The organism is Vibrio sp. Y176 (assembly GCF_033438945.1).
Genome location: NZ_JAWOQS010000015.1, coordinates 26,018 through 51,611, shown reverse-complemented (window position 1 = coordinate 51,611; position 25,594 = coordinate 26,018). Strand labels below are relative to the sequence as shown.

Here is a 25,594-nt window from a genome sequence, read left to right as displayed (position 1 = left end):
ATCGCACCAATCGCAATGGACGAAGGTCTACGTTTCGCGATCCGTGAAGGTGGCCGTACAGTAGGTGCTGGTGTTGTAGCTAAGATCTTCGACTAATTCATAACGAATTAAACGAAATCTTGCACTGTTCTTCTTTTTGAAGAAAGCGCATCGAAAAGGGAAGCTTAGGCTTCCCTTTTTCATTTCTAGATTACATTTAGTTATAAGTGTTGAAATAAAAGACGTCACTTTTTCGATTTAAAAACAGAGTTTTACCGGCTTTGTTTCTTAACGCTTTTACTCACCCCTCTTAACCCTTTGATCTTTTCCTGCAGCGGTAAAATCGTTATAACCAAATATTCTGAGCGGACACCATAATGCGACTGGTAACAAGAACTATTCTTGTTTATATTGTTTGTCACAGATTAGTTTTATAGGTTTTTTGAGTATGTACGTTTGTCTTTGCCATGGTGTCTCCGACAAAAAAATTAGGAAGTTGGCGATAGATGAAGGCGTAACAGATATTAAAGGAATCAAAAAGTGCACGGCATTGGGCAGCCAATGTGGTAAGTGCATCAGACAGGCCAAGGAAATTTTAGCGGAAACTAGTTACACGGAATTTAAACAAGCCAGCTAATTGCTGTAAGTATGCAGTAATTATTTGCCTTACATTTTGACACCTTCTCATTTGCTTCTACATTTAAATGAAGCCAAAGAGGAGGGTTTTGTCATGAAAGGCGATCCAATCATCATTCAACATCTCAATAAAGTGCTCGGTAACGAGCTCGTCGCTATTAATCAGTATTTTCTTCACGCCCGAATGTATAAAGACTGGGGCTTAAAGCACCTAGCAGACAAGGAATATCACGAATCTATCGATGAGATGAAACATGCCGATCATCTAATTGAGCGTATTTTGTTCCTTGAAGGCCTACCGAACCTACAAGATTTAGGTAAGTTGATGATTGGTGAAGATACCAAGGAAATGCTCGAGTGTGATTTAAAGCTTGAAGTGGCGGCTATTCCAGATTTAAAAGATGCGATTGCCTACGCTGAAGACATTCGAGATTATGTGTCTCGAGATCTCTTCCAAGATATTCTTGAAGATGAAGAAGAACATGTTGATTGGCTAGAGACGCAACTTGGCTTGATTGAAATGTCTGGTATTGAGAATTATCTCCAAGCGCAATACGTGGACGAAGAGTAACGATACTTTCTGAGTTTGCATACTCCAATAATAGTAAGAAGAAAGAGCACCTGACTCGAAAATCAGGTGCTTAACCCCGTTATCTGGTCTAATCTCTTTTATTATCGGCTTTTTAAGGATATTGCTCGCAATCTTGCCTATGAAGTTTGATTTCTATCCGATAGAATTTATGCCCCCTTACCTAAAAATAAAAAAGAGAAACGTCCATGTCTGAAGACAACCACCAAGCAGCCACTCCAGAAGAAGAACATCGCCAAAAAGCATTGGATTACCATGCTTATCCAACTCCAGGAAAGATTGCTGTCGAACTTACAAAGCCTGCGGAAACGGCGGGTGATCTTGCCCTTGCTTACAGCCCTGGTGTTGCAGAGCCAGTGCGTGAAATCGCACAAAACCCGGATAACGTGTACAAGTACACTGCAAAAGGGAACATGGTTGCTGTTATTTCTAACGGTACCGCTATTCTAGGTCTAGGTAACCTAGGTCCACTTGCATCTAAGCCAGTGATGGAAGGTAAAGCGTTACTGTTTAAGCGTTTCGCAGGTCTTGACTCTATTGATATTGAAGTTAAGCACCGCACGATCGATGAATTTGTTGATACTGTTGCGAGCATTGCAGACACTTTTGGCGGTATCAACCTTGAAGATATTAAAGCACCAGACTGTTTTGAGATTGAAAAGCGTCTGATTGAGCGTTGTGATGTACCAGTATTCCACGATGATCAACATGGTACTGCTATTGTAACGGCAGCGGGTATGCTGAATGCAATCGAACTTCAAGGTAAGAAACTTGAAGATTCAACAATTGTTTGTCTTGGCGCTGGCGCTGCCGCTGTAGCGTGTATGGAGCTTCTGATCAAATGCGGTGCAATGCGCGAAAAAATCTACATGCTAGATCGCAAAGGTGTGATTCACACTCGTCGTGATGACCTTAATGAATATAAGCAGTTATTTGCGAACAATACAGATAAGCGCACACTAGAAGACGTAATTGAAGGTGCAGATCTGTTCCTAGGTGTATCTGGTCCAAACCTGTTGCCAGCGGAAGCGTTGAAGTTGATGGCTGATAAGCCAATCGTATTCGCATGTTCTAACCCGGATCCTGAAATCAAGCCGGAAATTGCTCACGCAGTTCGTGATGACTTGATCATGGGTACTGGCCGTAGTGATTATCCTAACCAAGTTAACAACGTATTGTGTTTCCCATTCATTTTCCGTGGTGCTCTTGATGTGCGTGCAAGTGAAATCAATGATGAAATGAAACTTGCAGCCGTTGAGGCGATTCGCGAGCTAGCAAAAGAGCCTGTACCTGAAGCTGTATTGAAGGCTGCCGGTGTTGATAAGCTAGAGTTTGGTGCGGACTATATTATTCCAAAACCAATGGATTCACGTTTGCTACCACGTGTTGCAAAAGCGGTTGCTCAGGCGGCGGTTAATTCAGGTGTAGCTCGTATCGAGATGCCTGAAAACTACATGGCAGAGTAATATATCTTTCAGATGTGATACACAAAAAATGGGACGCTATTGCGTCCCATTTTTTATGTCATCCATTTGGCTCGAGGCAAGAGTTATTACCTGAAACCTTTTATCAGGCTTTTTTATTCTTCGTCGAATGACTCAAATTCGATGCCCATTTCCGTCATCAGCGCTTTTACTTCTGTTGGAATATCATCAGGACGGTCTTTACGAAGGTCTTCATCTGTCGGAAGTGGCTGACCTGTGTACGCGTGCAAAAATGCCTCGCATAGCAATTCGCTATTGGTTGCATGGCGTAAGTTATTGATCTGACGGCGAGTACGCTCATCAGTTAGCACCTTTAAAACTTTTAGCGGGATAGAGACGGTAATTTTTTTTACTTGTTCGCTTTTTTTGCCGTGCTCTGCATATGGGCTAATGTATTCGCCATTCCAGTCAGCCATTGCACACCTTCATTTATGTAATCGGTTAAAAATAATTTAGGTGCTGATTTTAGCTGCATTTACCGCCATAAGCAAAGACATATAGACGTCTAGAAGTGTTGACGTCTCATTTTTTGACGAGTAAAGTGAACATAACAGCAAAGGAAGCGTGTTGATCACTTTATGTTACTCATTAGATATAGCGCATTCCTATTTAGAAGTCATTACCCGTGAAAGGATACACCCATGAGCACTCGCAAACCTGCGACCATTGCAGTACGCACTGGTATTGAATCAGACAGCCAATATCATGCTGTCGTTCCACCTATTTATCTTTCCACTAACTATGGTTTTCCTGCTTTTGGTGAAGTGCCCAAGTATGATTACACACGATCTGGTAATCCAAACCGCGGACTGTTGGAAAGTGCGCTATCTGAACTTGAGTCTGGAAAAGGAGCGGTTGTTACTAACTGCGGTACGTCGGCATTAAATTTATGGGTTTCCGCTTTTCTCGGCCCAGATGATCTCATTATTGCTCCTCACGATTGTTATGGCGGCACCTATCGTCTTTTTAATACTCGAGCTAGCAAAGGCGATTTTAAGGTTCAGTTTGTCGATCAATCAGACGAACAGGCTTTAGATGCTGCATTGGCACAAAAACCAAAACTCATTTTGCTAGAAACTCCGTCAAACCCTCTGGTTCGCGTAGTGGATATTGCAGCTACCTGTGAAAAAGCGAAACAAGTCGGCGCGTTAGTTGCGGTGGACAATACCTTTTTGACACCCGTGTACCAAAAACCTTTAGAGCTAGGTGCGGATTTTGTTATCCACTCCACAACAAAGTACATCAACGGTCATTCGGACGTAATTGGTGGGGTAATCATCACCAACACAGAAGCGCATGCAGAAGAGCTTGCATGGTGGGGCAATTGTATTGGTGCAACGGGCACACCTTTCGATAGTTACATGACACTGCGAGGTATTCGTACGCTTGGTGCTCGTATGAAAGTACATGAAGAGAGCTCACAGCAGGTACTGGCTTACCTACAGAAACAAGCGTTAGTTAAAACTATCTATCATCCAAGCCTGCCGGAACATCCAGGTCATGGCATCGCTAAAAAGCAGCAAACGGGCTTTGGCTCTATGTTGAGTTTTGAGTTTGCTGGTTCGTTTGAGCAGTTAAAGGTGTTTGTGAAAGAGCTCCAACTGTTTTCATTAGCTGAATCATTAGGTGGTGTAGAAAGTTTGATTTGCCACCCGGCATCCATGACGCACCGTGCAATGGGTGAGGAGGCGCTGGCGGAGGCTGGGGTCTCTCATCAACTATTGCGTTTGTCTGTCGGTTTGGAAGATGCACAAGACCTCATCACAGATTTAGAACAAGCGTTCGCTAAAGCTACCCAGTAATAGGAGACGATAACAATGACTGTACAACGTCAGCTGCATAAGTTTGGTGGCAGTAGCTTAGCAAACCCAGAATGCTACTTACGCGTTGTGGGTATTCTCAAGGAGTATTCGACAGAAAATGATCTTGTGGTCGTCTCTGCTGCAGGAAAAACCACTAACCGCTTGATTGAGTTTTTGGAAGGGTTAAGTAAAGATGGCCGAATTGCGCATGAAGCGCTTCAAAGCTTGAGACAGTTCCAAACTGAGCTAATAGAAAGCTTGTTGGAGAGTGAAGCAAAAGAAGAGCTGTTAGCTTTATTACATGATGAGTTCAGTACTCTCTCGGAGCTGACTGCACCACTCACTAATGCGCAAAAAGCCGCGGTACTGGGGCACGGAGAAGTATGGTCTGCTCGCCTATTGGCCGCGTTATTATCTCAACGTTCTATCCCTGCGGTTGCACAAGATGCACGAGCGTTTTTACGTGCAGAAGCGGGAACTCAACCAGAGGTTGATCGCGCTCGTTCATACCCTTTAATTAAAGAGATCCTCGCGCAGCATAACCATAAACGAGTGGTAATTACTGGCTTTATGGCTCAGAACGAGGCAGGAGAAACCATTCTACTTGGTCGTAACGGCTCTGACTATTCTGCAACGGTCATAGGCGCGCTTGCTGAAGTCAGTACTGTCACGATTTGGAGTGATGTTGCTGGTGTCTATAGTGCCGATCCACGTTTGGTGTCTGATGCTTGTTTATTACCGTTACTTCGATTGGATGAAGCCAGTGAACTTGCTCGCTTAGCTGCCCCAGTGCTACACAGTCGTACGCTTCAGCCTGTGGCGCAAAGTACCATGGACCTTAATCTCAAGTGTAGCTATCTGCCAGAGTCGGGTTCTACTCGTATTGAGCGTGTATTGGCATCTGGTCGTGGCGCTAAAATTATTACTTCACTGGATGATGTTTTATTGGTGCAGTTGTCTTTCATGCATGGGCACGACTTCGAAAAAACACAGAGTGATGTATTACAAGCGTTGCAGCGCGCGCAATTAGAGCCATTGGCATTTGAAGCTCAATCCGATCAGCATACGCTACGCTTGGCTTACACCGCAGAAATCGCCGGTGGTGCATTGAAACACTTGCAAGAGCTTGCGGTAGAGGCAGAAATTAAGCTAAAAGAAGGTTACTCGCTCTTAGCTGCGGTAGGTGCAGGCGTTACGAAAAACGCCAATCATTGCTTTGGCTTTTATCAAAAGCTAAAGCACTCTCCGGTAGAATTTATCTCTGAAACAGACTCAGGGCTGAGCCTAGTCGCTGTTTTGCGCCGTACTGATACCGAGGCGTTGGTTCAAACGATTCATAGCCAGTTGTTCCAAGCGCAAAAACGCGTGGCAGTGGCTTTATGTGGCAAGGGTAATATTGGTTCTAGTTGGTTAAATTTATTTGCGACGCAAAAAAGTGAGCTCGAAAAACGTCATGGTATGAGCTTTGATCTTGTCGCGGTTGTGGATAGCCAAACCTATTGGTTCGATGAGCAAGGTATTGAGGCGGTGAGTGTTGCTGAACGATTTGATGATGAAAGCATAGCAAACAATGGGGATTGGCTGGCACGTTTGGGAGCGCTTAAAAGCTACGATGAAGCCGTCGTGCTTGATGTTACCGCGAGTAAAGATTTGGCTCAGCGCTACGCAGAAATCGCACAGCAAGGCATTCATTTGATTTCCGCCAACAAAGTGGCCGGTTCCGCAGATAGTCAGTACTACCATCAGGTTCAAGATGCATTCGCTAAAATTGGTCGTCATTGGCTATACAACGCAACGGTTGGTGCTGGGTTACCGATAAACCATACCGTGCGAGATCTTCGTGAAAGTGGGGATGAAATCGTCGCTCTATCGGGGATTTTCTCGGGGACGTTATCATGGCTGTTCCAACAGTTTGATGGTTCTGTGCCATTTAATGATTTAGTCGATCTTGCTTGGCAGCAAGGGTTAACCGAACCTGACCCTCGTTCTGATTTAGATGGCTCCGATGTAATGCGTAAGTTAGTCATCTTGGCTCGAGAATCGGGCCTAGATATAGAACCAGACAGCGTTAAAGTTGAGTCTTTGGTGCCAGAAGAATTAAGAGAACTGAGCTTAGATGATTTCTTCGATAATGGAGCATTGTTGAGTGAAATACTTCAAGAGCGTCTGACAAAAGCACAGAGAAACGATCAAGTGCTTCGCTATGTGGCGCGTTTAGAAAAAAATGGTAAAGCAACGGTGGGAGTCGAAGCGTTATCTCGTGAGCACGCGCTCGCCAACTTATTGCCATGCGATAACATTTTTGCCATAGAGAGCAAGTGGTACAAAGATAACCCTCTGGTCATTCGAGGACCAGGCGCAGGCAGAGAAGTGACAGCCGGCGCTATTCAATCCGACCTCAACCGATTGGCTGGTTTATTTTAAAGTTGCGATTGACCTAAAAACCCTGGAATTAATCCAGGGTTTTTTATTCCCCTATCAGTGCCATACTGAAGTCATAACCCGTGCAAAATGGCGAGATGATGCTCAAGTAGAAACTTGAACTATCTTCATTATTAACTTGAGAAAAATTCATAATTACAAGGTTGACATTAAATCGTATTCAATACATTCTGTAGACATATAGACGTCTAAACGTCGATTTTAAGGATTTGTTTTCGTGGCGGAGTGCCGCAGGGAGAGTAAGATGGGATATACGCACGCAGGCCATATCGACGCCTTGAACCAGAATATTGCTGAGTTATCAGATAACATCAATGTATCGTTTGAGTTTTTTCCGCCAAGCAGCGCTAAGATGGAAGAAACACTTTGGAATTCAGTGCACCGTCTTAAAACGCTTCAACCTAAATTTGTTTCTGTGACTTACGGTGCGAACTCCGGCGAGCGTGACAGAACACACTCCATCATTAAAGAAATTAAAGCAACAACCGGATTGGTTGCCGCTCCCCATCTCACTTGTATTGATGCGACTCGTGAAGAGTTGATTAATATTGCCGATGATTATTGGAACAATGGTATTGAAAATATCGTCGCTTTGCGTGGTGATATTCCTCCAGGTGGCGGTGCGCCTGATATGTATGCCTCGGATTTGGTTGAGCTGCTGAAATCACGCCACGATTTCGATATCTCCGTTGCTGCATTCCCTGAGGTTCACCCTGAAGCTAAAAGCGCTCAGTCTGACTTATTGAACCTAAAACGTAAGGTAGATGCAGGTGCAAACCGTGCTATTACTCAGTTCTTTTTTGACGTTGAGTCTTACCTGCGATTCCGTGACCGTTGTGTCGCAGCAGGAATTGACGTAGAAATTGTGCCAGGAATTTTGCCTGTATCGAACTTTAAGCAAGCTTCTCGCTTTGCGGCACAGAACAACGTGAAAGTACCAGGATGGATGAGCAAACAATTCGATGGTTTGGATGATGATCCGGTGACTCGCCAGCTTGTAGGAGCTAGCCAAGCTATTGATATGGTGCGTGTACTGAGTCGTGAAGGGGTTAAGGACTTTCACTTCTACACACTAAACCGTGCAGAGATGACTTACGCGTTATGCCATACGTTGGGTGTTCGTCCTCGCGCAGTAGTCGGTGCGTAAATCTGGTTTCAAAAAGATAAAAGGCTTGCCAAGTGGCAAGCCTTTTTCGTTTTATCAAAGCAAAAGGAGTTTAACCAATCACTTCAAGTTCAGTTAGAACTTCTTCTGCCCAAGTGATCCAAGTTTCACGTAACAGAAGGTTACGGCGAAGCGTTAGACGTTCTAGGCGAGCTTGTTTATCTAAAGTTGACGGCGTTGCGTAGTAAGCCGCTTCAATTTCTTTGTAGTGAGAAACCAGTTTGCGAGACTCTTCAACTAGCTCGGCGAGTTGGTCACGGAATGGAGCTGCAGGTTGAACGGCACATGCCATCAATTTCGCTGAAAACTCATCACGAACTGTTGGGTGTGCAGTTGGTTGATCAAACCACTCTCCTAAAGCGCTGCGACCAGCGTCTGTAATGGAGTAAACCTTGCGGTCTGGTTTGCCTTCTTGGGGTTCTAATACGCAAGTAACCAGTTCTTTCTCAGCCATTTTGTTGAGTTCACGGTACACCTGTTGGTGGCTTGCTTTCCAGAAGTAACCGATGCTAGCAGAGAATTCTTTAGTGATATCGTAACCGGTTGCGTCGCGAGTGCTAAGAACAGTTAAGATTACGTGTGGTAATGACATGTCTTCAATCCAAATGGTCAATAAACTTGTAAACAAGCTACTTATACTTTCAGCTGCGCTCTTACTGGCACTTGAGTTTTTTAATGTATAAGTAGCACCAACAATGTTGGTCCTGTCACCTTAAAGCCGTTTATCACCTAGAGAGATGGGGAGTCCCATCAAGGCTGGAGCAGGTATGATTGGATTTATGAGCTCTCAGCAGGCAAGTAGTATATAAATAATAAGCATGAAGTGGAATAGTAGGACAAAATCACCCTAAAAAACTAACATAATAATCAATAGTGTTAACTTGTGGTTTTTTATTCTTTTGTTTTGGTATTTTTTGGGTCTCTAGTGGTTTATTTGACTGCTTTTGTTTTGGTGCGATTATCCTGTGATAAAAAAAAGCTGAGCATTTGCCCAGCTTTTTATTAAAAATGAAACGATTAGCCTGTGTTGCGCATACCTGCAGCAATACCAGCAATCGTCACCATCAACGCTTCTTCCAAGTTTGCAGAAGCTTCTTCGGTTTGACGCGTGCGGTATAGCAGCTCTGCTTGTAGCATATTCAATGGCTCAACGTAGATATTGCGTAAGCGAATCGACTCGAGTCCCCAAGGGTCATGCTGCATCAAGTTTTCATTGTTCTCTACATTCAGTACCGCTTTGATGTCTTCTTGAAGCTGAGCACGAAGTTTTTCACCGAGTGGACGGAGCGACTCATCCACCAATCGCTCATCGTAGTAGCGAGAGATATCAATATTACACTTCGAGTACACCATCTCTAGCATGCCGAGACGAGTAGAGAAAAACGGCCATTCGCGGCACATCTCTTCGAGCAATGCTTGGTGGCCTTTATCGATCGAGTATTGAATCGCTTCACCTGCGCCTAGCCATGCAGGAAGTACCAAACGGTTTTGACTCCATGAGAAGATCCACGGGATTGCACGTAAGCTTTCTACTCCGCCCTTAGGGTTGCGTTTTGCAGGACGAGAACCAAGTGGCAACTTGCCGAGTTCGAGTTCTGGTGTTGCTTGGCGGAAGTAAGGCACGAAATCTGGCTCGCCACGAACCACATTTCGGTAAGACTCACAGCTTACTTCTGATAGCACTTCCATCAAGTCGCGCCATTCTTGTTTTGGCTCTGGTGGCGGTAACAAGTTGGCTTCCAGAATCGCACTTGCGTATAGGTTAAAGCTGTTTACTGCGACATCTGGGAGTCCCAGTTTAAAGCGGATCATCTCGCCTTGCTCTGTTACACGTAAACCGCCTTTCAAGCTTTTTGGTGGTTGCGACAAAAGCGCAGCATGCGCAGGTGCGCCACCGCGACCGACTGTGCCCCCACGACCATGGAATAAAGTTAGCTCAACGCCTTCTTCTTCAGCTACTTTAACTAACGATTCCATCGCATGATACTGAGCCCAACCTGCAGACATAACACCTGCATCTTTCGCTGAGTCAGAGTAACCAATCATGACCATCTGGTGGTTTTGGATAAAACCACGGTAAAGGTCAATCCCCATAAGCTGCTTGATGACCGATTCTGCGTTGTTCAAATCGTCTAGCGTTTCGAACAGAGGACACACATCCATGCGGTAAGGGCAACCAGCTTCTTGTAGCAGTAGATGAACGGCTAGTACGTCAGAGGCGGTACGTGCCATTGAAATAACGTAAGCGCCAAACGCTTCACGCGGTTGTGCTGCAACAATCTTACAGGTATCCAAAACCTCTTTGACGGGTTCAGACGGTTCCCAATCACGAGGGAGAAGCGGACGTTTAGATGCCAGCTCGTTAGTTAGAAAAGCAATCTTATCTTGCTCACTCCATTGTTCGTAATCACCAATACCTAAGTAGCGAGTTAGTTCAGACAAGACGTCTGAGTGACGCGTGCTCTCTTGGCGGATATCAAGACGTACAAGATGGATACCAAATGCTTTTACGCGGCGTAGTGTATCCAGTAGTGAGCCGTTGGCTATTACACCCATGCCACATTCGTTTAGTGACTGGTAGCAGGCATACAGCGGTTCCCAAAGTTGCTCGACTTTTTGCAGTGGTGCTTTAACGGCCAGTTTTTGACCGTGGATCTTAGCATCGAGAATATCTTTGGTTTCATTGAGCAGAGTGCGTAATTGCTTCAGGATCGCACGGTATGGTTCGTGCTGATCTTCGCCAGCAAGTTCACGGACTTGATCGTTAGAAACTGTCATAGACAGCTCGCTGATCAACTCGTTGATGTCATTGAGATAAAGATCGGCGGCTTTCCAACGAGACAATAGTAAGACTTCACGCGTAACGTTGTGAGTAACAAACGGGTTACCGTCACGGTCACCGCCCATCCAAGAGGAGAAGTGCACTGGGCGAGCATCAATGGGTAAACCTTCTCCAAGGTAAGATTTTAGACGGTCATTCATCTCACGTAGGAAGTCCGGTACTGCTTCCCATAGCGAGTTTTCAACGACCGCAAAGCCCCACTTTGCTTCATCCAACGGAGTAGGGCGTTGTTGTCGAATCACGTCTGAATGCCAGCCTTGGGCAATCAGTTGCTCTAGGCGGCGTTCGGTTTTTCTGCGCTCTTTAGAAGAAAGATCGCTTAGCTCCAACTTTGATAAGCACTCGTTTATCTTGACCAGTTTGTTGATCATCGTACGGCGCGTAATTTCTGTTGGGTGAGCCGTCAATACCAATTCAATATTTAGATCACGAACCGCTTGGGCAGTGTCCAGTTTGCTCACATCGTTTTGTACCAGTTTAGAAAACAGCGAGTTAATCGCGTCTGGTTCACAAATGTGCTCTTCACAATGGCGTGAAATCGTGTGGTATTGCTCAGCGATATTGGTGAGGTTTAGAAATTGGTTAAACGCGCGAGTAACGGGCGTTAGCTGCTCATCAGGTAGATGTTTGATTTCTTCGATCAAGCTGTCCCTGTCTGCTTGATTCCCTGCTTGAGCTGATTTGGATAATTTACGAATGGTTTCCACTTTCTCGAAGATTTCTTCGCCATGGGCATCGCGAATGGTGTTACCCAATAAGTGGCCTAACATGCGCACATTACTTTTGAGTGCGGCGTATTTCTCGTTCATTGTCGTCCTGCCTCGTAAAAAAACTACATCCATTGTCCTTGTTAAGACTCCAATCTAGCGAAAAGCACCAGTTATAGTCAAATAAAGCAGACTAAGTTTGCAATTATTCCGCTGTCTCCTGATTTAGAGCAAATTTACGGCAGCCATAGAGTAAGAAGTGAAAATTAATTACAAAATAACAAGTTAAATAAGTGTTAAGACTAGCGCTAAATTGTGAAGATAAAAAGATGCAGCTCAATCGAGCTGCACAGACTTTCGAGCTTAAACGCGTATTAACAGCAGTACTTGACCATCGCCTTTGAAAGCACATCAATTGTGGGGTCGATAAAGTCGAAGGATAGAAACTCATCCGGTTGATGGGCTTGGTCGATTGACCCAGGGCCGAGCACCAAGGTTGGACACAACTGCTGTAGAAATGGTGCTTCAGTACAGTAGTTCACGGTTTCTGAACTGGTTTGGCAGATCTCTTCAACACCACCAATAAATGGGTGGTCATGTTGGCATTCGTAACCCGGAATAGGCTCATGCAATGGAATAATCTCCAGTCTCCCAGGCCATTTCGCTTCGACTTCTTTTAATGCTCCGCGCAACATGTTCTCTAAACCATCAAGGCTAATGCCGGGAAGAGGACGCACGTCGTAATGCAGTTCGCAGCAACCACAAATACGGTTAGCGCTGTCACCACCGTGAATGTGTCCAAGATTTAGGGTTGGGCTTGGAATGGCAAAACCCGGATGGTGATATTCTTTAATCAATTTGTCACGCAGTTGCATCATGGCGAACATGACTTCATGCATGATCTCAATAGCGTTAACGCCAAGCGCTGGGTCCGATGAGTGACCGGACTTGCCTGTTACGCGAATGGCATTTGCCACATGCCCTTTATGACCTCGAATTGGTACAAGGCTGGTGGGTTCACCAATGATGCAGTAATCCGGCTTAAATGGGGCGTTTGCTGTGAAATGTCGCGCGCCCAACATGGTGGTCTCTTCGTCACAAGTGGCTAATACGTAGAGTGGTTTGCTCTGCTTGCTCCAATCGACTTTCTTCACTGCTTCATAAATAAAGGCGAAAAAGCCTTTCATGTCTGCTGTGCCTAAACCGTAGAAGCGGTTGTCTTTTTCCGTCAGTTTATGCGGATCAAAATTCCATCGCCCTTGATCGAATGGCACGGTATCACTATGGCCAGCAAGTAAAAGGCCACCTTCTCCCTCTCCCATACGTGCGATCATATTGTGCTTGCCTGGCTCGACTTCGATCACTTCAACGCTAAAACCCAGATCTTTAAACCAAGATGCGAGTTTTTCGATGACTTTTGCATTGCCCTGATCCCAGCTCGGATCTGTGGAGCTGATAGAAGAGGTGCTGATGAGTCCTTCATAGACCTCTAGAAAAGTTGGTAATTGCATGGATTCTTCAAATCTCCTGTTGACAGACAGACCACAAAAATGTAAAACACATATTAAATCATATTTAATGAATAAAAAATCAAAATAAAGCAGAAATTAAATATGAATAGTCATTTGAGCCTTTAAGTATATGGATGTTACACAATGCTAAAAACCACGATTATTGGAGCCAGCGGTTACACCGGCGCAGAGTTAGCGTTAATGGTTAATAAACACCCACAACTCACGCTATCAGGTTTATACGTTTCCGCCAACAGTGTTGATGCGGGAAAGAGCATCGCGCAGCTGCACGGTAAGCTAGCGGGCATCATTGATATGCCAGTTTTACCACTAACGGATCCACTGCAAATCGCTCAAGAATCGGACGTGGTGTTTTTGGCAACGGCTCACGAAGTCAGCCATGATTTAGCCCCAACTTTCTTGGAGGCAGGCTGTCAGGTATTCGATTTATCGGGTGCATTCCGTGTGAAAAGTGAAGGCTTTTACGACACTTTTTATGGCTTCGCACATCAACATAACAACTGGCTAGATAAAGCAGCATACGGCTTAGCAGAATGGAACCAAGAATCAATAAAAACCACTCCTTTGATTGCAGTAGCAGGTTGCTACCCAACCGCTTCACAGCTTGCAATCAAACCTTTATTAGAACATGCGTTGCTCGATACCAACCAATGGCCAGTGATCAACGCAACCAGTGGTGTATCTGGTGCAGGGCGTAAAGCCTCCATGGTTAACAGCTTCTGTGAAGTGAGCTTGCAACCTTATGGTGTATTTAACCATCGTCACCAGCCAGAGATTGCTCAGCACTTGGGTTGCGATGTGATTTTTACTCCGCACCTCGGCAACTTTAAACGCGGCATTCTTGCCACTATCACCATGAAGCTTGCGCAAGGTGTGACAGAAGCACAAGTGGCACAGGCGTTTGAACAAGCTTATCAAGGCAAGCCTGCGGTGCGTCTTAAAGGCGACGGTATTCCACGTATTCAGGATGTCGAAAATACCCCTTTCTGTGATATCGGCTGGAAGGTACAAGGCGAACACATCATTGTGATTTCAGCTATCGACAACCTACTTAAAGGTGCATCGAGTCAAGCGATGCAATGTCTCAATATTCATTACGGTTACCCAGAACTGACAGCGTTGCTGTAGTCGTTGAAAGAGGGAAATGCGATGACGCAAACCAATCAAGCTCCTTTAGTCATTAAGCTAGGTGGTGCAGCTCTATCATGCACTCAAACCTTAAGCCAACTTTTTGGTGCCATTGCGGCTTACCAAAAATCGGCACAGCGACAAATCGCCATCGTTCATGGCGGTGGCTACCTAGTTGATGAGTTGATGGCAAAGCTTCAGCTTGAAACCGTTAAGAAAAACGGTTTACGCGTAACGCCTTACGATCAAATTCCTGTGATTGCAGGCGCGCTTGCAGGCACTGCGAATAAGTTACTTCAAGGTCAAGCGATTGCGGACGGTCTTAACGCTGTGGGCCTTAGCCTTGCGGATGGTGGTTTGTGTCTTGTTGAAGAACTTGACCCAGAACTCGGCGCGGTAGGCAAAGCATCACCGGGTGACTCAGCACTATTACAAGCGGTGCTAAACACAGGTGCACTGCCGATCATCAGTTCAATTGGTTTAACCAAAGATGGCCAGATGATGAATGTGAATGCTGATCAAGCAGCAGTCGCGGTTGCGGGCGCATTAGATGCGGAGTTGGTCCTGTTATCAGACGTGAGTGGTGTATTAGATGGAAAAGGCCATTTGATCAAAACCCTGTCAGAGCAGCAAGCTAACTCGTTGATCGATGGACATGTGATCACCGATGGCATGATCGTCAAAGTTAAAGCCGCTTTGGAGGCCGCCAATGATCTTGGCCGTCCAATTGAAGTCGCGACCTGGCGTTACCCAGAAAAATTAGCACAGTTATTCGCTGGTGAAAGTATTGGTACTCAATTCTTGCCTCAATAAGCATCAGCAAAAGAATTCAATATTAGGAAGTCGCAGTTGGCACTGACCGCCGAGCGCAGCGCCAGTTAAGTTTGGAGAAAAAACATGAGCAAAGTGAACGTAAATAAAGTGGTAGTCGCATACTCAGGCGGTCTAGATACTTCAGTAATCATCCCGTGGCTAAAAGAGAACTACGACTGTGAAGTAGTGGCTTTCGTTGCCGATGTTGGTCAAGGTGCCGAAGAGCTAGAAGGCATTGAAGCGAAAGCAAAAGCCTCTGGTGCTTCTGAGTGCTACATCGCTGACTTGAAAGAAGAAATGGTCGCAGACTACATTTACCCAACGCTAAAAACCGGCGCGTACTACGAAGGTAAGTACCTGCTAGGTACATCAATGGCGCGTCCAATCATTGCCAAAGCGCAGGTTGAAGTGGCACGTAAAGTGGGCGCGGACGCTCTGTGTCATGGCTGTACAGGTAAAGGTAACGACCAAGTACGTTTTGAAGGCGCATTCGCAGCACTAGCACCGGACTTACAAGTGATTGCACCTTGGCGTGAGTGGGACCTAGTGAGCCGTGAAGAGTGTTTGGATTACCTAGCTGAGCGTAATATTCCTTGCTCTGCGTCTCTTACTAAGATCTATTCACGTGATGCAAACGCATGGCACATTTCGACGGAAGGCGGCGTTTTAGAAGATACGTGGAACGCACCAAACGAAGACTGCTGGGTGTGGACTGTCGACCCAGAGCAAGCGCCAAATGAAGCGGAATACGTCACGCTGAAAGTAGAAAAAGGTGAAGTGGTCGAAGTTGATGGTGAAGTGATGACACCATACAACGCACTGGTTTACCTAAACGAGAAGGGCGCTAAGCACGGTGTTGGCCGTATCGATATCGTGGAAAACCGTCTTGTTGGGATGAAGTCTCGTGGTTGTTATGAAACACCGGGAGGCACCATCATGATGGAAGCGCTGCGTGCTGTAGAGCAGCTTGTGCTAGACAAATCATCATTCGAATTCCGTGAGGAGCTAGGTCTAAAAGCGTCTCACCTTGTATACGATGGCCGTTGGTTTACGCCACTATGTAAATCGATCCTTGCCGCTTCAGAAGAGCTAGCGCAAGACGTTAACGGTGAAGTGGTTGTTAAGCTCTACAAAGGTCAAGCGACAGTGACGCAAAAACGTTCTGACAACAGCTTGTATTCAGAAGAGTTCGCGACTTTTGGTGAAGATGAAGTTTACGACCAAAGCCATGCAGGTGGGTTTATCCGTCTTTACTCGCTATCAAGCCGTATTCGTGCATTGAACAGCCAGAAGAAATAATCCCTTAACATCCATCTTGGATTGAATAAAGACCCGCCATTTATAGGCGGGTCTTTTGGTTTCTAAAAGCGGGTATCTAAATTTTGTTTGAATATATATGTAAAAATATTGAATTTATACTTTATTTTTTATCGAAATTGCCGTAACGTTGACCCATAAGAAAAAGTGAGCAAATGACCATCAAATTGGTTACTACTCATTCGAGAACGTTAGAGTAAGCAATAGTCATCAGGAGAGACGCAATGGCATTATGGGGCGGAAGATTTACCCAAGCGGCAGACACCAGATTTAAAGAGTTCAATGATTCGTTGCGTTTTGACTACCGATTGGCTGAGCAAGACATCGTAGGTTCAATCGCATGGTCTAAAGCTCTGCTTTCTGTTGATGTGCTATCGGCAGAAGAACAGCAAAAACTGGAACTTGCTTTAAATGAGCTGAAGTTAGAAGTGATGGAAGACCCTCACCAAATTCTTCGCTCTGATGCAGAAGATATCCACTCTTGGGTTGAACAGCAGCTAATCAGTAAAGTGGGAGATTTAGGTAAAAAACTCCACACTGGGCGTTCTCGGAATGACCAAGTCGCCACAGACTTGAAACTTTGGTGTCGTCAGCAAGGTCAGCAATTATTGATTGCTTTAGATCGCCTACAAGCACAAATGGTCCATGTTGCTAAACAGCACCAAGGCACCGTATTGCCAGGCTATACTCATCTTCAGCGTGCTCAACCTGTAACCTTTGCTCACTGGTGCTTGGCTTATGTTGAAATGTTCGAGCGTGACTACTCTCGTCTGAATGATGCCTTACAGCGTCTCGACACTTGTCCACTTGGCTCGGGTGCTTTAGCGGGAACGGCTTATCCGATTGATCGCGAACAATTAGCACATAATCTCGGTTTCCACCGTGCTACGCGTAATTCACTCGATTCGGTTTCAGATCGTGATCATGTGATGGAACTGATGTCGGTGGCGTCGATTTCTATGCTTCACCTTTCTCGTCTTGCAGAAGATATGATCTTCTACAATTCAGGCGAGTCAAACTTCATTGAGTTAGCGGACACGGTGACATCTGGTTCGTCATTAATGCCACAGAAGAAAAACCCAGATGCACTTGAGTTGATCCGTGGTAAGACAGGGCGTGTCTATGGCGCATTATCGAGCATGATGATGACAGTTAAAGCCTTGCCATTGGCGTACAACAAAGACATGCAGGAAGATAAAGAAGGGTTGTTTGACGCTTTAGATACATGGAACGACTGCATGGAAATGGCAGCTCTGTGTTTTGACGGTATTAAAGTGAATGGCGAGCGCACACTAGAAGCGGCGAAACAAGGTTACGCAAACTCGACAGAGTTAGCTGATTACCTAGTGGCGAAAGGCATCCCATTCCGTGAAGCTCACCACATCGTCGGTGTCGCGGTCGTTGGTGCTATTGCTAAAGGTTGTGCGCTAGAAGAGCTGTCTATCGAAGAGTTAAAAGCCTTCTCAGAGGTCATTGAAGCGGATGTGTATGACATTCTGACTATCGATTCGTGTTTGGAAAAGCGTTGTGCTTTGGGTGGTGTTTCGCCTCACCAGGTCGCTTACGCGGTAGAACAAGCGGATAAGCGCCTGAGCCAGCGTGACAGCTCGGCGGTGAAAGTGCGTCCTGCACGTTTGACGGACATTGAAACGTTGGAAGGTATGGTTGCTTACTGGGCGAACCTTGGTGAGAATCTTCCGCGCTCTCGTAATGAGCTCGTGAGAGATATTGGCTCTTTCGCGGTGGCTGAGCATCATGGTGAAGTGACGGGTTGCGCTTCTCTATATGTGTATGACTCAGGGTTGGCTGAAATACGCTCTCTTGGTATCGAAGCGGGCTGGCAAGGCCAAGGGCAGGGCAGTGCGATTGTGAACTATTTGGTTGAGAAAGCGCGCCAGATGGCGATCAAGAAAGTCTTTGTTCTAACGCGAACGCCTGAGTTCTTTATGAAGCAAAGCTTTTTACCGACATCGAAGTCATTACTGCCGGAGAAAGTTCTGAAAGATTGCGATCAGTGCCCACGTCAACATGCATGTGATGAGGTAGCGCTTGAGATCAATTTAATGGAGCAAGTGATCCAAAAAACGCATGTGGCATGAACTGAAGTTGTGGAGTGATTTTATTAGCATTCAATGACATAGTCATTTTCCTGCTTACTTACATCAGTATTCGCTAAAAAAATCGAAAAAATTTGGAACCTTTGAGAGGAAGCCCGGTCTATTAAAGTACCACTGCTTTTTCTTAGAAGAATCTAAGAGAGCCCCAGAACTGACATTGGTTTTGGGGCTTTTTTCTATCTGTCACTTTTCTCTTTTTTATTCGTCTTTTTTTGTCCCCGTCGACGCTGCCAAGGCAAGATGACAAAACGCATCCATAAGTGTAAAAACAACAAAACGTTGAAAGCGAAGCCGGCAAAGATCAAAGCGATCGACTCGATGCTTTGTGGATCATCTTTGAGCGTAAACCACCATACAATCCAACACAGTACAGAAAGTACCGTCAATTGATCCAAGCATCGTTGGCAACGTCCAAGTTTTTTCCAAAACCAATGTTCTTCGCAGCGGCGACAAGTCATAGTGTTTTCCAAACCATTAGTGTTGCTTCAGATTATATATCTAACTATATGGTGGAAAGCGTTTCTTGTACCGGACTTAGAGCGCTATGACACAACCAAAAATGGAAAGTTAGCTTTGTAAAAGCTTTGTGGCACGTAATTGATGTATGGTGCTCTGTCAGTCTTTAACAGGAAATATAATGATGTCGACAGAGTTGAAACTTGCGCTAAGTATCGCTGGTGGGTTCTTTATGATCGGTGTTGTCGCGATTTGTATGGTCAGTCGCTATGCAATGATGGCAGCGTAAGAGAGATTTTATTGCGCCGAAGTAGCAAAGCAAAGCCTCGTTGATGACGAGGCTTTGCTTTATATTTAGATAGAAGCCTGAAAGCGTTAGCAGCCAGGGCCGCAGTCAAGACAATGTTTCACCATTTCTGGCCCTAAGTGTAGTTTTGCATTCAAATCACGTAGAGCGGTGCGGACGCCTTCTTCAATCACTGGGTGATAGAAGGGCATATCTAACATCTCAGAAATCGTCATCCTATTTTGGTGCGCCCATGCTAAAAGGTGAGCAAGATGCTCTGCATTCGGGCCCATCATTTCTGCACCTAAAAAACGTCCAGTGCCTTGCTCTCCGTAGACATGCAGAATGCCTTTATTACGAAGCATGACGCGCGAACGTCCTTGATTTTCAAACGAGACTTCACCGGTTGCGAAACATCCACATGTGCCTAGACGTGTTTCTAGTTGTTTATATGTTTCGCCAACCATAGCAATTTGAGGGTCGGAGAACACGGCTGAAATTGGTGAGCGACGCAGACCCGCACGAATATCTGGGAAACGGCCTGCGTTGTCTCCAGCAATACGGCCTTGGTCAGCGGCTTCGTGCAGCAGTGGAATTTGGTTACTTGCATCACCTGCGATGAAGATGCTCTCTACCGAAGTTTGCAATGTATAGTGATCCGCCGTTGGTACGCCACGTTCATCGAGCGCCACATTGGTGTTCTCGATCGTCAGCTTATCTACGTTTGGACGACGACCCGTTGCAGCCAATACGTAATCGACAACGAAAGTTTCTAATTCGCCATCATGGTTGATGAATTGGATTTCGACCTTGTCTTCGCCGTCATTGTCTGACGAAGCAATGCGTTTCATGCTTTCGACTTTTACATCTGCATCAAGGTAGAACTCTTCCTTAAAGGCTTTATCTGCATACGCCATCACCTCTGGGTCTGTCAGTGGGCCCACTTGTCCTCCAATGCCAAAGAGCTTCACGTTTACTCCTAGGCGGTGTAAAGCCTGACCCAATTCAAGGCCGATGACTCCTGGGCCAAATACTGCCACGGACTCTGGTAAGTCATCCCAGTCAAATACATCATCGTTAATCACTAGGCGATCACCCAGTTCATTCCAAGCTGCCGGATATGCTGGACGAGATCCTGTCGCAATAACAATGCGCTGTGCGGTGACCTGAGTATGATCATCTATGATGAGAGTGTGGTCATCGGCAAACTTCGCGTAGCCCGATAGTTTGTCTTCAGCGGGAATATCATCGACACTTTCAAGCACAAAGCCAACAAAACGATCGCGTTCGCGCTTTACACGATCCATAACTTCTCGTCCGTTAATTAGTACTTCACCTTGCGGGTGTATCCCAAATCCAGGTGCTTTTTCGATTTGATGAACACTTTCTGCTGCCGCAATTAACAGCTTAGACGGCATGCATCCGACACGAGCACAGGTTGTTCCGTAGGGACCGCCCTCAATCATTACCACGCTGTTGGTATGAGCTTTTGCTGCTCGATAAGCACCAAGACCAGCCGTCCCGCCACCAATAATCGCTACGTCGACATTAACTTGTTTCATCGTGAACTCTCGCTTTTGTTTTAAGCCAAGCTAGCTACATTGAGCTTGGAGAGTGAATTGGATAGTTGAATCTGGATAAGTAGTCACCTTATTGGCAGATAACTACTTATCTAGACTAGTAGAAGAAGTGGTTTAGGGTTGGCCTCCGAGCCAAAAGGCACCGGAGACCGAGGGTGTAGGCTATGGACAGCTTAGCCTAGATACGCTTCTAGCTCTTCGCTACCGCCGATGTGCTTGCCACCGATAAAGACTTGTGGAACAGTCGTGCGACCAGATATAGCTCGTAGACTAACTGTTGTTGCGTCTTTACCCAGAATCACTTCTTCATATTGAAGACCGTGGTCAATCAGATTTTGTTTCGCTTTCATACAGAAAGGGCAGCCTGGTTTAGTGAACACCGTGATGGATTCTTGCGTTTTGTAGTCAGGCGCTATGTAGTTCAGCATCGTATCTGCGTCTGACACCTTGAATGGGTCGCCTGGTTCGTTTGGCTCAATGAACATTTTTTCCACTACGCCATCTTTTACTAGCATGCTGTAACGCCATGAACGTTTGCCAAAGCCGATGTCGTTTTTATCCACTAACATACCCATGCCATCGGTGAATTCACCATTACCATCCGGGATGAAGGTAATGTTTTCTGCTTCTTGGTCTTGTTTCCATGCATTCATCACGAACGTATCATTGACCGAGACACAAATAATCTCATCCACTCCGTGCTCTTTAAATACAGGGAACAATTCGTTGTAACGAGGTAGATGGCTTGATGAACAGGTTGGAGTAAATGCACCCGGTAAGCTAAATACGATAACGGTCTTACCTTTAAATAGCTCATCGGTCGTTACATTCACCCAAGAGTCACCTTGACGAACTGGAAAAGTAACTTGAGGGACTTGTTGACCTTCTTTAGATACAAACATAATGATTTCCTTTAACTATTTTAAATTATGCGTATAGAGCTTAGCGTTTTTCGTCGCTCTGTTTCGTTTTGTTGAGCCCATTATTGTAAAAATCCTTTGATAGCTCTAATCGTTTGGTGTTATGGTTTTGATAGGTATTAGCTATTGTTAAAGAAGCGAAGCGTGAATTATGAATATTCGAGATTTTGAGTACTTAGTTGCACTTGCGGAACATAAGCACTTTCGCAAAGCGGCAGAGGCATGTTTTGTTAGCCAGCCAACATTGAGTGGGCAAATTCGTAAACTAGAGGATGAACTCGGGACCACGCTTTTAGAGCGAAGCAGCCGACGTGTTTTGTTTACCGATTCAGGGTTACAGCTGGTGGAGCAGGCTAAACGCATCTTAAGTGAAGTGAAAACCTTCAGAGATATGGCAAGTGGTCAAAGCGGAGCCATGACTGGACCGATGCATATTGGTTTCATCCCGACGGTTGGGCCTTATCTACTACCCAAAATTCTGCCGCAGATAAAAGAAGCATTTCCTGAGTTGGAACTATTTCTGCACGAAGCTCAAACACATCAATTAGTGCGTCAATTGGAAGAAGGCAAACTAGATTGCTTAGTTTTAGCTTCGGTTGATGAAACTGCGCCATTTAAAGAGATCGAAGTGTATCAAGAGCCATTAAGTGTCGCAGTGCCATGTGACCACGAGTGGGCCTCTCTCGACCATGTTGATATGTTGGAGCTGAATGGTAAAACCGTTTTAGCGTTGGGAGACGGCCACTGTCTGCGAGATCAAGCGTTAGGTTTTTGTTTTGCCGCTGGTGCAAAAGACGATGAGCGTTTTAAAGCCACCAGCTTGGAGACGTTACGCAACATGGTTGCTGCCGGTGCGGGGATTACGTTATTGCCTCAGCTTTCTATCCCTAATGAGAAGCAAAAAGATGGCGTATGCTACGTACCAGCTGTTAACCCAACCCCCTCGCGTAATATCGTGCTCGTATACCGTCCGGGCTCACCATTACGAGCTAGGTTTGAAGCTTTAGCAGCGAAGATTAAAGAGGTGTTGGCTTCTTATCCATCATTGAATGCTGCAGCATAAAAAGCAGAAATAAAAAGGGAGAGCTTGATGCTCTCCCTTGTGCTTTTGTGATTTAGAACAGTTCTTCTGCGCCAGAACCTGAAGAATAAATACTATCTTCTAAACGGTCGCCAGCGTATTCGGTAGGCTCCGTGCCTTTTTCAAAGTATTCGAACATTGATGTGCTATCTACCTTGTGCGTTAGCATACCGCTGTTGCGATCAATACGAACTCGAATAATATCCTCTGGAATATTTTTACCTTGCTCCGGCGTCCCTTCTAGCGCAACACGCATGAAGTCAATCCAAGCAGGCTCTGCGGTTTTCGCACCCGACTCGGCACCAGAAATTTGGCCTTGCCCTAGGTTGCTGTTAACAGTGGTGCGGCCAAGTGCACGTGAGTGATCATCAAAGCCAACCCAAGCTATCGCAACGACACCAGGTCCATAGCCATTGTACCAAGCATCCTTGGAATCATTCGTTGTACCCGTTTTACCCCCGATATCACGACGACCAAGTTTTTGCGCGCGCCAGCCTGTACCATTCCAACCTGTGCCTTCACGCCAGTTACCGCCACCCCAAATGTTGCTGTACATCATCTCACGCATTAAGAATGCATTCTGTTCAGAGATAACTTGCGGTGCATATTGAGGTTCATCATTTTCAAGGGCATTGTCTGTTGCAAGGCCGTCAATTGCGACGTCTTGTTCGCCAAATTCATCAGCGTAGCGATTTTCTGGCTGCTCGCTCATTTGCGGGCAATCCTTATGACAAACACTCTTTGGATTGGCTTTAAACAGTACTTCACCGAATGCATCTTCCACGCGTTCTACATAGAATGGTTCAACGTAATAACCACCGTTCGCAAACACAGAGTAACCTTGTGCCACTTTCATTGGTGTTAAGCTGCCAGCTCCGAGTGCGATGGTCTCAGAGCGTGGTACTTGGTTAATATCAAAACCGAAACGAGTAAGGTACTGACGTGTCTCCTCGAGGCCAACTTCACGGAGTGTACGCACTGCCATGACGTTTTTTGATTGAGCTAAGCCGAGGCGAAGACGCGTTGGACCACCATAAGTCGGTGGTGAGTTTTTTGGTCGCCAAGCTGAACCAGAACCTGCATCCCACTTGTTAATCGGCGCATCGTTAATCAAAGTGGCTAGAGTCAGCCCTTTGTCAATTGCTGCCGAGTAGATGAAAGGCTTGATACTTGAACCAACCTGACGCACTGACATGGTTGCACGGTTAAACTTGCTGTGAACAAAGTTGAAACCACCAACCAGCGACAATATCGCGCCATTTTCTGGGTTCATCGCAACAAACGCGGTGTTTGCTGTCGGCACTTGGCTCAGTTTCCAGCTCAGTGTTGTGTTGTCATCTTCATCGGTTTCACTTACTTCGCGAACCCAAACTTGTTGACCTGTCGCTAGCACATCATGCGCTGACTTTGGTGTTGAGCCTTGGCGGTTATCAGTAATGTACTTACGCGCCCAGTGCATTCCAGTCCAAGGGATGGTTTGCTCTTCATGGTTCTTAACCCATACTTGTGCCGTCTTATCATCGACTTTCGTCACAACCGCAGGGTAAAGGTCACCATAAGTTGGCTGTTTCTTCAGGTGCTTTTCTATTTGCTCATTGTCCCAGGCCGCTTCCCCTTCTTTCCAAAGCACACTTTCTGCACCACGGTAGCCATGACGTTCATCGTATGACAAGAGGTTATTTACCGCAGACGTATTTGCAGCATCTTGCAGTTTAGAATCCACAGTCATGTAGATATTCAAGCCAGAGGTATAAGCTTCTTCTTCACCGTATTCTTTTACTGCCCATGCACGAGCCAACTCTGCTACGTAAGGTGCGGAAAGCTCAATCTCAGCGCTATGATAACGCGCCACAATAGGCTCATTGCGTGCTTCGTCATACTGCTCTTGTGTAATGTATTTCTCATCAAGCATTCGCATTAATACAACGTTACGGCGTTTTGTTGCGCGCTCAAGAGAGTAAATTGGGTTCATGGTTGATGGCGCTTTTGGCATACCAGCGAGTGTTGCAATCTCACTTAACGTCAATTCATCAAGGCTCTTACCAAAATACACTTGAGCGGCAGCACCAAAGCCATATGAGCGGTAACCAAGGAAGATTTTATTGACATAAAGCTCCATGATTTCTTGCTTACTTAAAAGCTGCTCAATATGGATAGCAATAAAAATCTCTTTAATCTTACGCATGATCTTCTTCTCATTAGATAAGAAGAAGTTACGAGCTAGCTGTTGCGTAATCGTACTTGCACCCTGTTTAGCCGAGCCTGAAACCGCAACAACAACCGCTGCACGAGTGATGCCGATAGGGTCGATACCAGGGTGCTCATAGAAACGACTATCTTCGGTTGCGATGAGCGCGTGAATTAAGTCTTGAGGAATTTCGTCATAAGTAACAGGAATACGACGCTTTTCACCGAACTGTGCGATCAGCTTCCCGTCTTGACTAAACACCTTCATAGGTGTTTGTAATTCAACGTCTTTTAGAGTTGCAACATCTGGCAATTCAGGCTTCACGTACTGATAGAAGCCAAATATTGTGGTGACTCCAAGAATTATGCAAATCAATGTTAAAAATAATAAACGCTTTATGAACTTCACCGGAGAATCCCTGATTGGTTGAGGCTGTGTAACGGCAAACCCTTGTACTCTTAGGTCAAAAATTTAGCACATAAGAGATATTAACTCTTATTTGGATGCTAATAACAACCTTTGCACGAAGA

Annotated in this window: 19 protein-coding genes and 1 pseudogene; 12 read left to right on the top strand and 8 right to left on the bottom strand. The window is 45.5% G+C overall.

From position 1 onward, the window contains the following. The 4 genes and pseudogenes from R7O13_RS22130 to R7O13_RS22115 form a co-directional block, all read left to right on the top strand. Window positions 1-96 (top strand): annotated as a pseudogene (locus R7O13_RS22130) (elongation factor Tu); the annotation flags it as partial. 331 nt (window positions 97-427) lie between these two features. Continuing rightward, a complete protein-coding gene (locus R7O13_RS22125; RefSeq protein WP_005381360.1) occupies window positions 428-616 on the top strand; it encodes a (2Fe-2S)-binding protein in 189 nt (62 codons plus the stop codon). 93 nt (window positions 617-709) lie between these two features. Then, window positions 710-1,186: a bacterioferritin gene (gene bfr, locus R7O13_RS22120; protein WP_318304714.1), complete on the top strand. Its 477-nt coding sequence runs from the start codon at window positions 710-712 to the stop codon at window positions 1,184-1,186. A gap of 206 nt (window positions 1,187-1,392) precedes the next feature. After that, window positions 1,393-2,670 (top strand): malic enzyme-like NAD(P)-binding protein, encoded by a 1,278-nt coding sequence (locus tag R7O13_RS22115; protein WP_017633521.1) that lies wholly within the window; start codon window positions 1,393-1,395, stop codon window positions 2,668-2,670. A 113-nt stretch (window positions 2,671-2,783) separates the two neighbouring features. Here the strand turns inward: R7O13_RS22115 and metJ are convergent, their stop codons facing one another. Continuing rightward, the gene (gene metJ / locus R7O13_RS22110; protein ID WP_005381353.1) at window positions 2,784-3,104 is read right to left on the bottom strand and encodes a met regulon transcriptional regulator MetJ; all 321 of its coding nucleotides are present in this window, start codon (window positions 3,102-3,104) and stop codon (window positions 2,784-2,786) included. Window positions 3,105-3,329: 225 nt separating this feature from the next. Between metJ and R7O13_RS22105 the strand changes: the two genes are divergently transcribed. The 3 genes from R7O13_RS22105 (at window position 3,330) to metF (ending at window position 8,079) form a co-directional block, all read left to right on the top strand. Next, window positions 3,330-4,490, top strand: a complete 1,161-nt coding sequence (locus R7O13_RS22105; protein ID WP_318304713.1) for an O-succinylhomoserine (thiol)-lyase — start codon at window positions 3,330-3,332, stop codon at window positions 4,488-4,490. Window positions 4,491-4,505: 15 nt separating this feature from the next. After that, window positions 4,506-6,914, top strand: coding sequence for a bifunctional aspartate kinase/homoserine dehydrogenase II (locus R7O13_RS22100; RefSeq protein ID WP_017821740.1), 2,409 nt, complete (start codon window positions 4,506-4,508; stop codon window positions 6,912-6,914). A 262-nt stretch (window positions 6,915-7,176) separates the two neighbouring features. Beyond that, window positions 7,177-8,079, top strand: a complete 903-nt coding sequence (gene metF, locus R7O13_RS22095; protein WP_005381345.1) for a methylenetetrahydrofolate reductase — start codon at window positions 7,177-7,179, stop codon at window positions 8,077-8,079. Between the two features lie 70 nt (window positions 8,080-8,149). Here the strand turns inward: metF and R7O13_RS22090 are convergent, their stop codons facing one another. The 3 genes from R7O13_RS22090 to argE form a co-directional block, all read right to left on the bottom strand. Continuing rightward, entirely contained in the window at window positions 8,150-8,689 is a 540-nt protein-coding gene (locus R7O13_RS22090; protein ID WP_005382791.1) for a PadR family transcriptional regulator, read from the bottom strand. A 425-nt stretch (window positions 8,690-9,114) separates the two neighbouring features. Next, window positions 9,115-11,748, bottom strand: coding sequence for a phosphoenolpyruvate carboxylase (gene ppc / locus R7O13_RS22085; RefSeq protein WP_005381336.1), 2,634 nt, complete (start codon window positions 11,746-11,748; stop codon window positions 9,115-9,117). 272 nt (window positions 11,749-12,020) lie between these two features. Continuing rightward, a complete protein-coding gene (gene argE / locus R7O13_RS22080) occupies window positions 12,021-13,157 on the bottom strand; it encodes an acetylornithine deacetylase (protein ID WP_005381335.1) in 1,137 nt (378 codons plus the stop codon). A 144-nt stretch (window positions 13,158-13,301) separates the two neighbouring features. Here argE and argC point away from each other — a divergent pair, with 144 nt between their 5' ends. The 4 genes from argC (at window position 13,302) to argH (ending at window position 18,535) form a co-directional block, all read left to right on the top strand. After that, complete coding sequence (gene argC / locus R7O13_RS22075) at window positions 13,302-14,306, top strand: N-acetyl-gamma-glutamyl-phosphate reductase (protein ID WP_017633525.1); 1,005 nt, start codon at window positions 13,302-13,304, stop codon at window positions 14,304-14,306. A gap of 21 nt (window positions 14,307-14,327) precedes the next feature. Continuing rightward, window positions 14,328-15,119, top strand: coding sequence for an acetylglutamate kinase (argB, locus tag R7O13_RS22070; RefSeq protein ID WP_005381333.1), 792 nt, complete (start codon window positions 14,328-14,330; stop codon window positions 15,117-15,119). Between the two features lie 84 nt (window positions 15,120-15,203). Continuing rightward, on the top strand, window positions 15,204-16,418 hold the full coding sequence (locus R7O13_RS22065; RefSeq protein WP_005381332.1) for an argininosuccinate synthase: 1,215 nt from the start codon (window positions 15,204-15,206) through the stop codon (window positions 16,416-16,418). Between the two features lie 242 nt (window positions 16,419-16,660). Continuing rightward, window positions 16,661-18,535: an argininosuccinate lyase gene (argH, locus tag R7O13_RS22060; protein WP_005381331.1), complete on the top strand. Its 1,875-nt coding sequence runs from the start codon at window positions 16,661-16,663 to the stop codon at window positions 18,533-18,535. Window positions 18,536-18,729: 194 nt separating this feature from the next. Here argH and R7O13_RS22055 read toward each other — a convergent pair whose 3' ends face one another. The 3 genes from R7O13_RS22055 to R7O13_RS22045 form a co-directional block, all read right to left on the bottom strand. Further along, window positions 18,730-19,011: a DUF3624 domain-containing protein gene (locus tag R7O13_RS22055; protein WP_017821737.1), complete on the bottom strand. Its 282-nt coding sequence runs from the start codon at window positions 19,009-19,011 to the stop codon at window positions 18,730-18,732. A gap of 373 nt (window positions 19,012-19,384) precedes the next feature. Beyond that, window positions 19,385-20,857, bottom strand: coding sequence for a dihydrolipoyl dehydrogenase (locus R7O13_RS22050; RefSeq protein ID WP_318304709.1), 1,473 nt, complete (start codon window positions 20,855-20,857; stop codon window positions 19,385-19,387). Between the two features lie 191 nt (window positions 20,858-21,048). Next, a complete protein-coding gene (locus tag R7O13_RS22045) occupies window positions 21,049-21,777 on the bottom strand; it encodes a redoxin family protein (RefSeq protein WP_005382781.1) in 729 nt (242 codons plus the stop codon). A 169-nt stretch (window positions 21,778-21,946) separates the two neighbouring features. On the opposite strand from R7O13_RS22045, the gene oxyR reads away from it, so the two are divergent. Continuing rightward, window positions 21,947-22,858, top strand: a complete 912-nt coding sequence (gene oxyR, locus R7O13_RS22040) for a DNA-binding transcriptional regulator OxyR (RefSeq protein WP_005381326.1) — start codon at window positions 21,947-21,949, stop codon at window positions 22,856-22,858. Window positions 22,859-22,910: 52 nt separating this feature from the next. On the opposite strand, the gene R7O13_RS22035 is transcribed toward oxyR, so the two are convergent. Then, window positions 22,911-25,472 carry a penicillin-binding protein 1A gene (locus R7O13_RS22035; RefSeq protein ID WP_005381325.1) on the bottom strand — a complete coding sequence of 854 codons (2,562 nt, stop codon included), beginning with the start codon at window positions 25,470-25,472 and terminating at the stop codon, window positions 22,911-22,913. Between the last annotated feature and the right edge of the window lie 122 nt (window positions 25,473-25,594).

Coding starts and splice junctions, on each gene's coding strand:
- R7O13_RS22100 (WP_017821740.1), top strand. CDS start 4,506: ATGACTGTACAACGTCAGCTGCATAAGTTTGGTGGCAGTAGCTTAGCA.
- ppc (WP_005381336.1), bottom strand. CDS start 11,748: ATGAACGAGAAATACGCCGCACTCAAAAGTAATGTGCGCATGTTAGGC.
- metJ (WP_005381353.1), bottom strand. CDS start 3,104: ATGGCTGACTGGAATGGCGAATACATTAGCCCATATGCAGAGCACGGC.
- argH (WP_005381331.1), top strand. CDS start 16,661: ATGGCATTATGGGGCGGAAGATTTACCCAAGCGGCAGACACCAGATTT.
- argB (WP_005381333.1), top strand. CDS start 14,328: ATGACGCAAACCAATCAAGCTCCTTTAGTCATTAAGCTAGGTGGTGCA.
- R7O13_RS22065 (WP_005381332.1), top strand. CDS start 15,204: ATGAGCAAAGTGAACGTAAATAAAGTGGTAGTCGCATACTCAGGCGGT.
- R7O13_RS22090 (WP_005382791.1), bottom strand. CDS start 8,689: ATGTCATTACCACACGTAATCTTAACTGTTCTTAGCACTCGCGACGCA.
- oxyR (WP_005381326.1), top strand. CDS start 21,947: ATGAATATTCGAGATTTTGAGTACTTAGTTGCACTTGCGGAACATAAG.
- R7O13_RS22045 (WP_005382781.1), bottom strand. CDS start 21,777: ATGTTTGTATCTAAAGAAGGTCAACAAGTCCCTCAAGTTACTTTTCCA.
- R7O13_RS22125 (WP_005381360.1), top strand. CDS start 428: ATGTACGTTTGTCTTTGCCATGGTGTCTCCGACAAAAAAATTAGGAAG.
- R7O13_RS22055 (WP_017821737.1), bottom strand. CDS start 19,011: ATGACTTGTCGCCGCTGCGAAGAACATTGGTTTTGGAAAAAACTTGGA.
- argE (WP_005381335.1), bottom strand. CDS start 13,157: ATGCAATTACCAACTTTTCTAGAGGTCTATGAAGGACTCATCAGCACC.
- bfr (WP_318304714.1), top strand. CDS start 710: ATGAAAGGCGATCCAATCATCATTCAACATCTCAATAAAGTGCTCGGT.
- argC (WP_017633525.1), top strand. CDS start 13,302: ATGCTAAAAACCACGATTATTGGAGCCAGCGGTTACACCGGCGCAGAG.
- metF (WP_005381345.1), top strand. CDS start 7,177: ATGGGATATACGCACGCAGGCCATATCGACGCCTTGAACCAGAATATT.
- R7O13_RS22115 (WP_017633521.1), top strand. CDS start 1,393: ATGTCTGAAGACAACCACCAAGCAGCCACTCCAGAAGAAGAACATCGC.
- R7O13_RS22105 (WP_318304713.1), top strand. CDS start 3,330: ATGAGCACTCGCAAACCTGCGACCATTGCAGTACGCACTGGTATTGAA.
- R7O13_RS22050 (WP_318304709.1), bottom strand. CDS start 20,857: ATGAAACAAGTTAATGTCGACGTAGCGATTATTGGTGGCGGGACGGCT.